Genomic DNA, 14,383 nt, shown 5'->3' on the forward strand with positions numbered 1-14,383 from the left:
CCATTCCTCATATGTCACACCTCTGGTTTATCCAGAATGGATATTGCTGCGCCTGAGAAAAAGAATATTTTCCTAGGTTTATGCCGGGGCGTTATCTGCCGCCCGCTCCCCATCACATTTTTGAAGGAGAGCACCATGTCAGAAAATCAGAATTCCCAGCACACCGCAGCTACCCCGGAGGCTTTGCACTTCGACACTCTTCAGGTGCACGCCGGCCAGGTCCTCGATTCCGATCACGGCGCCCGGGCGCTGCCGATTTTCCAGACCACGTCCTATGTATTCAAAGATAATGAGCAGGCGCGCGGGCGTTTCGCGCTCACCGATCCGGGCATGATTTACACTCGCATCACCAACCCCACCCAGGGCGCTGTCGAAGAACGTATTTCCGCGCTGTACGGCGGCACGGGTGGGCTGCTCCTCGCTTCCGGTTCGGCTGCTATTTTCTACGCGGTCACGAATGTGGCGCAGGCCGGGGATAATATTGTGTCCTCCGATTCGCTCTACGGCGGGACCTACAACCAGTTCAAGCACGTGCTCAAGAACTTCGGTATCGAGGCTCGTTTCGTGGAGAATCCTGCGGATCCGGCCAATTGGGAAGCCCTCATTGATGAGAACACCAAGGCTCTCTACGGGGAAACGATCCCGAACCCGAAGCAGGATATTCTCGATATTGAGGCGCTGGCCAAGCTCGCCCATTCCCACGATATTCCGCTCATTGTGGATAATACGATCGGGACTCCGGCCAATGTGAATCCCTTTGATTTCGGGGCGGACGTGGTGGTGGATTCGGCCACCAAGTTCCTGGGCGGGCACGGCACTTCGATTGCCGGTTCCGTGGTGGAACGCGCGGGCTTCAACTGGAAGAACGGCAAGTTCCCCGGTTTCCACGAGGTGGATGAGTCCTACCACGGTATCGTCTGGGGTGATCTTCCCGGAGCTCCTTTCACAACCCGGATCCGCGCCACCTTGCTGCGTGATACCGGCGCCGCGATTTCTCCCTTCAACGCCTTCCTGATCGGGCTGGGCCTGGAGACCCTTTCCCTGCGCATCGACCGCCATCTTTCCAATACCCGCGCGGTGGCGGAATTCCTGGCCGAACACCCCGGGATTGACTCGGTGAACTGGGCTGGCCTGCCGGATAATCCGTATCATGAGCTGGCCGCCAAGTATGCCCCGAAGGGCCCCGGTTCGGTCTTCACGGTGGAAGTTGCGGGCGGATTTGAGAAGGCCGCGGCTTTCGTGGAGTCCCTCCATCTCTTCTCCAATCTCGCGAATATTGGGGATGCGAAGTCGCTGGTGGTGCACCCGGCTTCGACCACGCATTCGCAGCTGACCGAGGAAGAGCTGGCGGCCAATGGCATTAGCCCGGCCACCGTGCGCCTGTCCATCGGCATCGAAGATCCGCGCGATCTTATTGCCGATATTCGCCAGGGCCTCGAGTCCATCGCCTAGAGCCAGAAGATCAAGGATTATCATGACGCCCAGCCCCCAGTTCCTCGTGGGACACGCTCCCCTAGACCCGGTCACCGATGCCGAACCTATCGGTGATTTCGATACCGGCTACACCCCCGCACCCCGCCTGACCGAGCGCCCTACCGGCGCCTGGCTGGAAGGGGACGATCCGGGTGAGCGCCGCTTCGCGGATCTTGGCCCCCTGGAACTGGAGCTGGGCGGCCGCCTGCCGCAGGTTCGGCTCGCCTACGAAACGTGGGGGCAGCTCAACGCGGACCGCTCCAATGCGGTGCTGCTGTGCCACGCGCTCACCGGGGATTCCCATGCCGCGGCACGCGATGGGCAGAGCGGCTGGTGGAAGGATATTGTGGGCCCGGGTCTGGCCATTGATACCGACCGGTATTACGTGGTGTGCCCGAATGTGTTGGGTGGTTGTCAGGGAACTACCGGCCCGGCTTCCCCGGCTCCCGATGGCCAGCCCTGGGGCCCGCGCTTCCCGGAAATTACCATGCGGGATATGGCTGCCGCGGAGGCCCGGCTCGCCGATCTGCTCGGGGTGGAGCGCTGGGCCCTGGTGGCAGGTGCCTCCTTCGGCGGCTGCCGCACCATGGAATGGGCGGCTTCTTTCCCGGAGCGGGTGGGTGCTTTTGCGGTGCTCGTGGCGGGCCCGGCAAGCACCGCGGAACATATTGCTTATGCCCATCTGCAAAATCTGGCGATTCGCCTGGATCCGCGCTGGCGCGGCGGGCATTATTACGATGCCGAACCCGATGAGAGCGGGGTGAGCGGCCCGGATGCCGGGCTCGGCCTCGCCCGTGAAATAGCGCATTTAACTTATCGCTGCGCCCCGGAGCTGGCGGCGCGTTTCGGGCGCACCCCGCAGGAGGGCGAAGATCCGCTGCGCGGGGGCCGTTACGCGGTGCAATCTTATTTGGATTATCACGGCGCAAAATTAGTGGCGCGTTTTGACGCGAATTCCTACCTGACAATCAGCCAGGCATTTATTACTCACGATATTGGGCGCGGGCGAGGCGGCACCGCGCAGGTGGTAGCGGGGCTGAAGCAGCCGGCGCTCGTCGTCGCCGTTGATTCTGATCGGCTTTTTTATCCGCAGCATATGGCGGACTTGGCCGCGGCTTTGTCCGGGGCGCGCCCGCTCCAGACCGTGCATTCCGCGCACGGTCACGATGGTTTCCTTATCGAAAATAATGAGGTTTCTGCGATTATTGCGGATTTCCTCGCCGAGGTGGCGCCGGTGGAAATCGCGCCGGTTGCAACCGCCCGGGAGGGCGCTACCCTTTAGCCACCGCGCCGCCCGCTTCTCGGCCCGTTACTCGCCGAATTGCGACCAGTCTTCGCCGAGCACGGTGCCGCGTGCGTCGATCATCACGTGCCCGGCTTTACCGCCGGCGTGCAACCATCCGGTGTAGATGAGGTCCTCGGGCGCGGGGCAGGTGCCTTCGCATTCGGGCAGTTCGGCGGCCGCGGCTTTCACTCGCACGAATACTTCCGCGCTTTCCAGCTGCTCGGCGGTCAATCCGATCTGAGCGGCGCGTTCGCGCACGAGGGTGGTGGCGCGGGTGAAGAGCGCGGCGTCGAGCTGGGTGTAGTCGAAGGTGGGGACGCGCTCGAAACGGAAGGGCCGCGAGGCCGCGAAGCCGTAGGGCGTGGTATCGCGCGGAAGCGCCCAGGAGTAGGTGACCGCGGCGTTATTGTGTTCGCCCACGGGAACGTCAATTTCGAGGCGGCGTTCGCGCACGAGGGCCCGGAACGCTTGCGTGGTCCCGGCTTCTTTTTCAATATCGACGACGGCGACACTCAGGTCTTCAGCCCCGCCCGTGAAATAGGAGCGCAGTGGGCCGCCGCCCCAGTCTTTGATTTGGGTGGTGACGATGCGGATGGCTTGGGGTGGGTTGAGGAGGGTGGGCAGGAGGGTGCCGCCCAGAAATAATGCGATGCCCGTGAGCGTGGCGGTGAGGGGGCGGAGTGGGTGGTCGTGCGCGGCAGCGGTGTGGAGATAGCGGTAGCGCAAATAAATAATGCCGCCCAGCACGGTGAGTGCGCCGATCACGATGAGGCTGATGTAGAGGGTGCCGTGCCAGTCGTTCATCCAGAGCAGGGGGAGGGCGCCGAGGATAAGTCCGAAACCGAGCGCGGGTAGCAGCCGGGTGGCTGTTTCCCAAAAGCCGGGTTGGCGTTGGGTTGTGGGCACGGGCCGCTCCTCCCTATGTGATGGGCTATTATGGGGATTCTACCGAACTCCCCATCCAAAATAACCGATAATTTTATATAACGAAAACCCAAATTGAGAATCTATTTCGCTATTTGCATATTGGGACAGATTTCCCTTGAAGCCCATCTGCCCGTAGAATCCTAAATGGGGAAAGATTCCAGCTCTCCCCACCGCGCAACGGAGCGCACGCTACCCAACCGGGCAAACTCGCTTCATTGGGTGGTAACAACCGAGACGGAGGTTCCATCATGAAACGGGAAACAACAACCCCCAACCGCTCATGAAGCCCCTCGAATCTCGGAGATCCTTCTCGGCCCTGTTCATTGCGGGCTTCTTGAGCGTCATCGCGGTTTTTTCACTGGCTTCCATAGGTGTTGAGCTCCCGTACCGGAACAAGGTTGTGCAGAAGAGTGGACTTTTATACACCGAAGATAAGTCACAAGCGTCTCTCGCCTATCGGCCTGATCATGCGTTCATCGATTCTCACCTTCTGAGCGTCCTCTACGTGGAACCCTTAGGGCCAGAGATTCCACCACCCTTGGGGCTTGATACCTGGCCCGCAGCGGGGAACACGGCAGTTAATCGTTCTGCTCTCCCCTACCGCGATCTTATTGAGAGCCAATTCGGCCCCATAACAGCAATCATTGACGACTCTGCAACCCTTGAGGGCGAACTACTGGTTATCAGTCGCCCCGCAAACACCGATGCTTTGCCCGAGCTTGCCCGGGCAGGATCTCAAGCATCACTCTCCTTGGGATTCACCACAGATCCAAACAATACGCCCGGTTTCCGTTTCAGCATTGTGATGTACGAGGACTGGGCCAAAAACCTTCTCCCGCTCGCGCTAATTGTTATCGTCCTACCCACTTTCCTCTACGTCTTGGCATGCCGTAAGAATTTTCAGAGCAGCATTGCGCAGGAGCAATTCATTCTTCAATGCGTGGGGGCGCGGCGCAGTCACCTCATTCGGCACGCCAGTACCCGAGTCATTCCGCCAGTATTACTCGGTGGACTAGCGGGCAGCGCCGCGGTCACCATTCTCATGAGCGGTGTTATTCGCCTGCCTTTCACCGGATTCCACTTCCACCCACAGGCATTTCTCCCCCAGCTAGGCTGGATCATCCTCGCCTTGCTAGTCACACTCGCTGCGCTCGCGCTGTTTTTCGCCTGGCCCCGCCTCACACTTTCGATGCGCCCAGCTCGGCAAAAAAGGAAGCATCCTCGGCTTGGCCTAGCTCTCTTCACTATCGGGATTCTCTTGGCAGCAGGATTCCAATGGTATCTCTGGTGGATTCCCTTGGAAATCGCTTCTGCCGCCATTCCTATAGGTATTATTCTGGTCCTGCTCGGCCTGCCGGCAACCTTCACGCTGCTTACCCGTGCCGCGGCAAGCCTCGCCACCAGATCCCGCCGGGATCGCCTTACTGATCTCACCACCCGCTGGGTTATGCGCCATCCCGAGGTAGCTTCCCGCTCCGGCACCCTCGCGGGCTGTTTCCTCATTATCGGAACCCTGCTAATCGCTTGCTTCAACGCGGTCGCGGATACCGATAAGGAGATGCCGCCTCTGCCTGAGCACCTCAGCGCAGTTGATTCCTCTTTTGTGTGCCGCCCCAATACTCCGGGCTGCCTCGAAAATGCCGCTGCTCAGATTCACGCGGCCCGTCCGGATGCCGCCATTATCGCCGCCGGCAACGGAATCGGAGTGGTCCCGCTAGAAGCCGGGCAGGTTGCTCCAGAAAATCTAGAGCTGGTGCTCTCCGATTACCTTGCCCCGTTATATGGCGCACCGAAGAAAGATCTCCCCGAAAACCTAAACCGCGGCGGGCTCGTCACCCTCATCGAATCAGATGGCCCAGATTCTGGAGAAAAGCTCCTCAGCCAAATCCACAGCTTGGACCTGGGCAGCCCGATCCCCGCGCTATCCGCACCGCTAGGTGAAGATAGCCGCGGACTGGCACAAATCTACCGCCAGCATTCCACCTGGCTCAGTCTCTTTACTACCTTTGCTTTCGTCTGCGGGCTGCTGGTGGTGTGGCTGAATTTCTCCCGCGAAGCCGAAGCCCAGGCGCGCGATGCCGCCGCTATCACGGCACTCACCGGGCAAACCCGCACGGTTGCCCGCATCCTCGCCCGGCGCACCCTCGCTACCAATATCGTGACCGGGATCGCTGCCCTCGCGGTCGGCACCTTCCTGGCACGGCAATTCTTACTGCCCGGAACCGGATTTATCCCCTGGGAGTTCATCCTCACCATCGCCGCGATCTACGGCTGTTTCATCGCCGCGCAATCCATTCTTGTGTATCGCCGGCTAACCGCACGGGCCCGCGCGTGGCGCCCGGGAAAGGATCACCATGAGTATTCTGCACTGTGACAACCTCGTCTGCGGCTACACCCACCCGCTGTTCAGCCCCATCACGTTCACCCTCAACGGCGGGGACACCCTCACCGTCATGGGCCGCTCCGGCGTGGGGAAAACAACCCTCCTCACCACGATTCTGGGGATGCATAAACCCATCTCCGGCACCATCGAGGTGACCGACACCAATATCCACCGCCTCCCCTTCAACCGCCTCGCGCGCCTGCGTTCCACAACCATTGGCACCGTTTTCCAGCACGGCGAACTCATGGCCGGATACACCGCCCTCGATAACGTGATGCTTCCGCGCCTACTGTGGAACCGTCATGATGGCGACGTCGCCACCGAAGCCAGCGAGCTCCTCGGCACCCTAGGTGTCCTCCCCCAAACGATGGCTGAAAACCTCTCCGGCGGAGAACGCCAGCGGGTAGCGCTGGCCCGGGCGCTCATTAATCACCCGCGCCTGCTGGTGGCTGATGAACCGACCGGAGCGCTGGATACCGAGCTGCGCGATGAAGTCCTCAGCCTCATCCTCGATACCGTGCGCGAACGCGATTGCGCCCTGCTGCTCGTCACCCACGACCCAAGCATCGCCGCCCGCACCGACCGCACCCTCGTCCTCCAGCCGATTCTCCCACCGAACGCCGAGCTAAAGGAGGCACGTGCTACCGCTGCCGCGGGGTAATCGGGCATGATAGGTTGTCCCTGAGAACACCGGGGTTCTCATCACTTTCCTCGAGATTGCGAAGAATCATGAAACCCAACCGTGTTCTTGCGATTATTATCCTCATCGGCATCGCGATTGTTATCGGGACGATTCTCTACGCCTCCCAGCTTTACTGGCCCAAGGTTGCCGATGAATATCCCTCAACACGGTCCGATCTGATCGCCCTGGTTTTCTTCGGAGGATTCCTCCTGCTTCCGCTGCTCGCCTCGGCGCTGTGGGCAACGATGCCACAAACATCCACGGCAAAGAAAGCACTCGGCGCAATCGGATGCATGGCCCTCGCAATCGTAGGCTTCGTGATTTTCCGGTGGGGGCCGGAATGGATGGATACGCTGCGCGGCTATACCGATTTCCCGGTGTTCTACCGCAGCGTCAATACAATCTCGGAAACCGCTATTGCCCTAGCCCCATTCCTCCTGGTCACGCTGGTGACCGCGATCCTGGCCTTGCGAAAGACCCGAAGAACACCACGCGGGCGGTAAAATCGAGGAAAAGCCGAAAGGATGAACGTGACTCGAGCCGCCACACCCCACCACCCCGCGCTCGCGTGGGAACCCGACCTCCTCGGCGCCGGTTACGAACGCCTCACCCTTGCTCTTCCCAACGACGACGAAGGCGCCGTCGTCGCCACCCTTATCCGCGCGCTGCCACCCGCAAGCGCGCCTGCCCCGAGCTTTGCTTTCCTCGCCATTCACGGCTGGAATGACATGTTCTACCAGTGGGCTCTTGCCGAAGCGGTCACAGCTGCCGGCGGGGCTTTCTACGCAATTGACCTGCGTAAATATGGCCGCTCCTGGGATTCGCAGCGGCAAAGCTACGGCTACACGGATAGCATGCGGGTGTATTTTGCCGATATTGATGCCGCCCTGGCCGCTATGCGAACCGACCTCCCCGCGCGCTTCGGCCCCGCCGCAGCCCAGCTCCCCACCATCCTGTACGGGCATTCCACCGGCGGCCTCACCGCCACCCTCTACGCCGGGTCACGCCGCGGGAAAGACCTGGCTGGCCTGGTGCTTAATTCCCCGTGGTTGGATTTGCAGGTGGGCGCGGCCGGGAGCGCCGTCGTCGTACCTGTGGCGGAACTGGCGGCGCGTACCGCACCGAAAAAACCGCTGCCCGTACACGACCCGGGCTTTTACGGAATGGTGCTCGACGCGTGGCGCCCGGAAGGAATGACGCGGGTGCCCGGGGCGCCGGAAGGCACCAGCGATCCGTTTTGGACCACCGGGTGGACGCCGGCCTGGGATATGCGCCCGGATCCCGCGCCGATTCGCGGCGGCTGGCTGCACGCGGTCATTCGGGCACAGCGGTACGTGGCGCGGAATGTGCGGCTGCGGCTGCCGGTGCTCATGCTCACCGCTGCGCGCAGCATCGTGGCCACCGCGTGGAGCGAGGAACTGCGCGGGGCCGATACGGTTTTGGACGTTGAGCAGATGTGGGCGCGGGCCGCGGAAATTGCCAGCGATGTGCATATCCTGAAATTGGATCATGCCGTGCATGACGTACTGCTCTCCCGCGCGCCGGTGCGCGAAGCCGGATTCGCGGAGATTCGGGAGTTTTGCCAGCGGCAGGTGCGGCGGGAGCAGCGGGCGCGCTAAAGGCAGCATATGAAAAGGGGAGGCTCCCGGAAAATCCGGGGCCTCCCCTTTCTCTTGCACTAGGTGCTGCTAGTTGTTAGCGGCGGACGATGGGGGTATCAACACCATCCCCGTCCCAGTCACCAACCAGCATCTGGTCACCAGCCCGGCCATAATGCAAGGTGATATCAGCGTTCCCGCTCTTGAGCGAGTTCGCCACAAACACCTGGTTACCACGCCGAACAGCGAAGGTATCCTTACCATCGCCATCCCAGTCACCAACAAAGATCTGGTCACCGGCCCGGCCGTAGGAGAAGGATGTTTCAGCCTTGCCGCCCGTGAGGGTGTTATTCACGAAGAACACATTCCCACGCTGCACCGCGAAGGTATCCTTGCCATCCCCGTCGAAATCACCGGCGAGCAGCACGTCGGCCTCGCGCCCGAAGCTGAATACCTGGTCGGCATCCCCCGAGCGGATCGAGTTGAGGACGAATACCTGGTTGCCGCGGCGTACCGCGAAGGTATCCTTACCGTCTCCGTCCCAGTCACCAACCACGATGGTGTCATCGGCGCGCCCGAAGGAAATCACTTCATCAGCCACGCCTCCGGTGAGGCTGTTCTGAATGAAGATCTGGTTACCGCGGCGCACCGCCAAGGTTTCCTTGCCGTCTCCATCCCAGTCACCGATCAACACTTGGTCTGCGGCTCGCCCGTAGGAGAAGACCTGCTGAGCAACCGTGGAGACCCAATCGTTGGACAGGTAGAACACGTTCCCGGTATCACCCGGCTTGCTCGGCGTGCCCGGTTCGGGCGCCGGAGTACCAGGCGTACCCGGCGTCGGGTTCGGCGCAGGAGTCGGGTTCGGCTCCGGCTGGCCCGGCGTCGGATCCGGAGTACCCGGTGTGCCCGGCTCACCCGGAGTGGGAGACGGCGCCGGAGCGCTCTCCTGAGTCACCGTAACCTTAACGGTCTTGGTCACGGCAGCCCCGGCAGCATCGGTGGCAATGAGGGTCACCGTATTCTCGCCCGGGTTGAGCACTGTGCCCGATGCCAGGGTGAGAGCGGTATCGCCCGCGGCCCCAGCTGCGCCGTCGTCCTTCACCGTGTACTTGGCGAGTACCTCGGCGGCCAGGGCCTGCCGGTCAAGAGCGCCGGCGGGCGCCGTGAGTTCCACGGTGTCCGGGCCCTCGATCACGGGCAGGCTGTCCTTCGTGAAGGAGATGGACTGCGCGGTGGAGTTACCGGCCAGGTCGGTACCTTCCACCGTGAGGGTGTAGGTACCGGCCGCCAGCTCCGCGGTTTCCACGGTGTAGTTGAGAGCGGTCGCGGCATCACCGGTGGTATCGCCAGCTGCGGCGTCGTCGGCAACCGGAGCATCGGCCTCAGCCATAAGTCCAGCCGCATCCTTCACGCCCGCAACCACGCGTGCGGCGTCGTCCTTATCCGCCACGCCGTTCGCATCGGTCTTGACGGCCTTCGCGGCATCCGCACCGTTCGCACCGGCATCGTTTCCTCCACCGAAGTAGGTCTTGACGTCCACGAGGCTGTCCTCAACGGTCTGGCCGAGCAGGCCCGCATCGGTGCTCTGCTCGCTGAGCACGTTCCCGTTGAGGAGAACGCGCGCGGCCTTGAGGTTGGGGTCGGTCACGCTGGTGGCAATGGCAGCGCCGTCGCGAATAACCGCGCCGTCCGTGCCGTCGATGCTCACCGCCGGGCCTTCCTTATCCACCACCACGGGGATGGTGTTGAGCAGGGTATTGCCCATGCTGTCACCGAATTGCACAAGGACCGTATCGCCGTCCGCAACCGGGAATGCCTGGTTGAAGCTGCGGGTATTGGTCTTGGTGCCGCCCACGGTGTGGTCGATAATGCTGCGCACCACCGAACCGTTGATCTTGAGTTCGTAGCCCCAGGCGTCATCGGAAGCGGTACCCGCGAAGGTGACCTCATCCGAATTCGCGTAGAGCACGCCGTTGTACAGGGTCGGTTCCGTGAAGGACACCTTGGGGTACCCGGTATCCCAGAACACGCGCAGGATGCTATCCATGCGGACCTTACCTTCGGTATCGGTCACCTTCATGTGGAAGGCGTTAATACCGGTGGTCACCGGCACCGCGGTTTCGAAGGTGCCATCGGCCTGCACGCTCACGTTAATCGGGTCCGGAACCACGTAGGCGCCGGCCTCGTTCACGGTCACGCGCGGCTGGAGCACAAAGGCGGACACGCCCTGCGCCTTACCGCGCAGCACCAGCTTGCCGTCCGCCGTGGTTTCCGCGGTGGACATATCCGGCAGGCAGGTGGTGCCGAAGCACTGCACATTCGTGAAGGTGGGTGCTTGGTACGACGACGTATCTTCCGCCACGACCTCCCGGCCTTCGTAGGTGACCGTTTCGGTGGTGGTATTCCCACCATCGGAGGCCACCACGGTGGCGCTGACGGCGTCAGCTTCCGGGGTGAAGGTCGTGGTGAATCCGCCGCTGGCATCCACCGTGACATCCTTGCCATTCACCTTGACGGTGAGGGTGGCGCCGGCGCGCTCATCGCGCACATTACCGGTGATCGTAACCGAACCATCCTCAGCCACCGGCTGCTTACCGCCGGCATTAAGGGAGGTAATCGCCACGCTCGGGGCCACCGTATCGTAGGTGACGGTGAGCACCGTGCGGGTGATTTCGCGGCCGTTATCACCGTAGGCAACCACGGGGATCTCCTGGGTACCCGCGGTGAGCGGGACCTGAGCGGCGAAGAATCCACCACCGAGCTCCGCATCGGTGCCGGCCACGCTCACGCGGGCCACCGCATCGGAGGCCAGGCCGAAGACGGTCAGCTTGCCGTCCTTGACGAGGCGGTGATTCGGGGTGAAGACCTGGGTGTTGTAGGTGTTCAGGCTCGGGATCTCGATGGCGTTCGCGCCCAGCACCTTGGTGACCATGGTGTTATTCATGCCCTGGTCAGCCACGGTAACGATCACGTAGGAAACGCCTTCGGGGAGCACCACTTCGAAGGAAGAATCGGAATTCTTGGTAACCGGCTTGATCTGGGTGCCCTTATCCGTTTCCACCATCGGCGAGGAGAAAATCCCCGATCCGGTTTCAGTCACGGTGAAGGGCAGGATCTTCTGGCCGTCACGCTCGAAGGGTTCACCCACGGAAACTTCGGGGGCAACGGTATCCACACCGAAGGGCATATCGAGGGTCTGCCAGTCGAAACGATCACCCAGGCGCGCCTTGACGCGGTAGGTGTAGCGCCCGTCCGGAATCGCCTTGAAGCTCGCGCTGGCCGCATCCCACACCGTGCCATCGAAAGCATGGGTGCGGTAGGCCTGCGCAATATTCTTCGTGCCCAGGGCAGTACCGGCGATCTGGCGGGAAAGTTCCTGTTCCTCACCCACGCGCGTCACGAGCTTGCCGGCCGCATCGTAGATTTCGAACTGGGCTTCTTCCGCGTTACGCAGCTGCGTCAGGTTCGGGACAACCGCATCAACGTTATTGTCCTTATTGGGCGAGAGCCAGAATTCCCCGAAGATATTGTTCTTCATGGGCAGGGTCATCCCGAAGATCGTGGTGGTCAGCTGGGAGGTGGAGGTATTTCCCTCACCCCAGGTCTGGCCCGGAGCCACGAAAATGGGTTCGGCGTTCCAGTCCCCGGCGAAGCCCAGGTAGGGCACCTTAATATCCGGGGTTTCCTGCACGCCTTCGAGGACCGCCCAGCCTTCCACGAAGTGGTTACCCTTGCTCGGGGTGAGCGTGAAGGTGACCTGCGTGGTTTCCCCGGGCGCCACGGTGAGGACCTTGCGGTCCGCCGTCAGCGTTTCCTTGGAAATGAAGGTGGAGGTGGTGTCGTTCGCGTTATTCGTTTCATTCACGACTTCCTGGCGCGGAATCGCGTAGGCGGCTTCCTTATCGCCGTGGTTGGTGAGGGTCACGGTGAAGGACACCGGCCCGTTCACCTGACCCAGGGCCACCGAATTGGCGCCGTCCACGCGGGCGTGCACCTGGGAAGCCAGGGCGTGATCCACGCGCACCAAACCGGCGCCGATCTGGCGCGGAGCGTAAGGAACGCCGTCGTGCCGCGGAATCTCCGCGGTGTTCATGAGCAGCGTTTCCGCCAGGCTGAGGCGATCCGCCCGAGACATCTCCGGGAAGCGCTCACCGAGCACCTGGAGCACGCTGGCCATGGAGCCGGCCACGTTCGGGGCGGCCATGGAAGTACCGGACATTGAGCCGTAGGTATTGGAATTCAGCGTGGAGTAGACGTTGCCGCCCACACCCGAAATATTCGGCTTGAAGTCCAGGTTGGAGGTCGGGCCCCAGGAGGTGAAGTTGGAGGGCGCGCCGGCCGTGGCCGAGGGCGTGGTCCGAGCTTCATCCGTGAGGGCGATGGTGACCGTTGTTCCGGCCTTGATCGCCTCCACGAGGCGCAGCGCATCGGAGCGGAACATCACGCCACCGGGGAAGGTGTATTCGTCAATACCGCCCATGGAGATCATGGAATCCCCGCCGGCTTCGTGGTTGTAAATAATCACACCGGCCGCACCGGCTTTTTGCGCATTACCGAACTTTTCCCCGAAGGTGATGCCGCCACGCTCAATAAGAGCATATTTACCGGCGGTGTTTTCCGGGAATTCTTCCGGCTTACCGGTGCCGGCGGCTACCGCTTCGCGGGCCACATTATCCGGCTTACCGGTGGCAAGTTCGTAGAAAATATCTTCAGACTTGTCCCCCACGGTCACGCGGGCGACCGAGCGGGTTTCGAAATTATTATCAATCGAGGCAACCGAAAGCGTGGCATCGTGAGCCGAGGGCGAGCCAATAACGCCGTCGTCCCATTTACCGAACATATCGTCTTCCCCGCCGCTCGGCGAGAAATTGAGCCCGGAGTTACCGGCGGAAATCACCGGGAGCACGCCCTTAGCGCGCGCTTCTTCAATGGCCAGGCCCGCGCCGTTGGAGTATCCGAAGCCGTTATCGGAGCCCAGCGAGAGGTTAATAACGTCGGCGCCCAGCTTCACGGAATCTTCAATGGCGGCAATAATATCGCCGTCAGCCGCGCCGCCGGCACGTGCCGGGTCATTGGAGAAGACCTTCATTGCCAGCAGCTGGGCATTGGGGGCCATGCCTTCCACCCGGCCGGTGGTCGCGAAGGTTTGGCCTTCATCCAGGCCGTTTGCCGCGGCAATACCCGCCACGTGCATGCCGTGCATGGACGAGGTGGTATCGACGATCTCGAAATTATCATCGGCGTAGTTGTAGCCGTTGGGAACCTTGCACGTGAAAGCGGGATTCGCAGCGGTATTAATATTCTTAATCTTCGCGGTATCGCAATTATCGATGCGCATATCACGGTGAGTCGGGTCGATACCCGTGTCCACAATCGCAATAACCATGCCGGTGCCATCCGCGCCGGCATCAGCCAGGGCCGCGGGCGCGCCCTGCATATCGCGCGAGGCATCTTCGAGGGGCACATTTTCCTGCGGCTGCGTTGCGAGGGCGCCCTGGGCGAGCGCCTGCGTGGCACCCGCGTTCTGGGCGAGCGCGCTTTGGGCGACGGCGCGGGAAATATCCGCAGCGCGCTCGGTCGCGGCCACGTCTGTTGTCTGGTAGACGCGCTCACGCTTGACCGAGGCCACCGCAGCTTCCGCTTCCAGAGCCGCCATCTTATCCGCCGGCATCGTCGCGGCGAAACCATTGACGAGGTAGCCGAACTGGCGCTCAAGCTGCAGACCGTACTTCTCCGACCACTGTGCCACCAGGTCTTCCTGCGTGGCCAGGCTCTGCGCCTCACCGGTATCGCTGCCTAGGCGAGACTGGTCCTTGAGGAGCACAATAACCCGCACCCGCTCATTGGAGCCCTGCAGATCCTGGAAGGCAGCCAGCTCGGGGTTATCGGGAGAGAAGAGACCGGCAAAAGCGCCGGCGGGATTCGACGGCGCTGGCTGATCCGCAGCGAGCGCCGGAGTAGTGAGTACGCTTAAGGCGAGCGCAGCCGTGACGGATAATCCGCCCAGGCGGCGCCAGTTAAAACCTGTCACACCT

The 14,383-nt window shown here is 61.9% G+C and carries 8 protein-coding genes; 6 read left to right on the forward strand and 2 right to left on the reverse strand.

The window, feature by feature from the left end; all coding sequences use genetic code 11:
* The first annotated feature begins 135 nt into the window (after positions 1-135).
* Positions 136-1,452: an O-acetylhomoserine aminocarboxypropyltransferase/cysteine synthase family protein gene (locus ACRQFC_RS00570; protein WP_284904270.1), complete on the forward strand. Its 1,317-nt coding sequence runs from the start codon at positions 136-138 to the stop codon at positions 1,450-1,452.
* A gap of 22 nt (positions 1,453-1,474) precedes the next feature.
* A complete protein-coding gene (gene metX / locus ACRQFC_RS00575) occupies positions 1,475-2,755 on the forward strand; it encodes a homoserine O-acetyltransferase MetX (protein WP_284904272.1) in 1,281 nt (426 codons plus the stop codon).
* Between the two features lie 27 nt (positions 2,756-2,782).
* Here metX and ACRQFC_RS00580 read toward each other — a convergent pair whose 3' ends face one another.
* Positions 2,783-3,664, reverse strand: coding sequence for a hypothetical protein (locus tag ACRQFC_RS00580; RefSeq protein WP_284904274.1), 882 nt, complete (start codon positions 3,662-3,664; stop codon positions 2,783-2,785).
* 1,279 nt (positions 3,665-4,943) lie between these two features.
* On the opposite strand from ACRQFC_RS00580, the gene ACRQFC_RS00585 reads away from it, so the two are divergent.
* From ACRQFC_RS00585 to ACRQFC_RS00600, 4 genes are all read left to right on the forward strand, one after another.
* Positions 4,944-6,059 carry a hypothetical protein gene (locus tag ACRQFC_RS00585; RefSeq protein WP_435713463.1) on the forward strand — a complete coding sequence of 372 codons (1,116 nt, stop codon included), beginning with the start codon at positions 4,944-4,946 and terminating at the stop codon, positions 6,057-6,059.
* Complete coding sequence (locus ACRQFC_RS00590) at positions 6,040-6,729, forward strand: ABC transporter ATP-binding protein (RefSeq protein WP_284904277.1); 690 nt, start codon at positions 6,040-6,042, stop codon at positions 6,727-6,729. The genes ACRQFC_RS00585 and ACRQFC_RS00590 overlap by 20 nt, the downstream gene beginning before the upstream one ends.
* Before the next feature lie 68 nt (positions 6,730-6,797).
* Complete coding sequence (locus tag ACRQFC_RS00595) at positions 6,798-7,253, forward strand: hypothetical protein (protein WP_284904279.1); 456 nt, start codon at positions 6,798-6,800, stop codon at positions 7,251-7,253.
* Positions 7,254-7,274: 21 nt separating this feature from the next.
* Positions 7,275-8,369: a serine aminopeptidase domain-containing protein gene (locus ACRQFC_RS00600; RefSeq protein WP_284904280.1), complete on the forward strand. Its 1,095-nt coding sequence runs from the start codon at positions 7,275-7,277 to the stop codon at positions 8,367-8,369.
* A 76-nt stretch (positions 8,370-8,445) separates the two neighbouring features.
* On the opposite strand, the gene ACRQFC_RS00605 is transcribed toward ACRQFC_RS00600, so the two are convergent.
* Positions 8,446-14,379 carry a S8 family serine peptidase gene (locus ACRQFC_RS00605; RefSeq protein ID WP_435734629.1) on the reverse strand — a complete coding sequence of 1,978 codons (5,934 nt, stop codon included), beginning with the start codon at positions 14,377-14,379 and terminating at the stop codon, positions 8,446-8,448.
* Positions 14,380-14,383 lie beyond the last annotated feature (4 nt).

The organism is Actinotignum inguinis (assembly GCF_051265835.1).
Taxonomy (GTDB): domain Bacteria; phylum Actinomycetota; class Actinomycetes; order Actinomycetales; family Actinomycetaceae; genus Actinotignum; species Actinotignum timonense.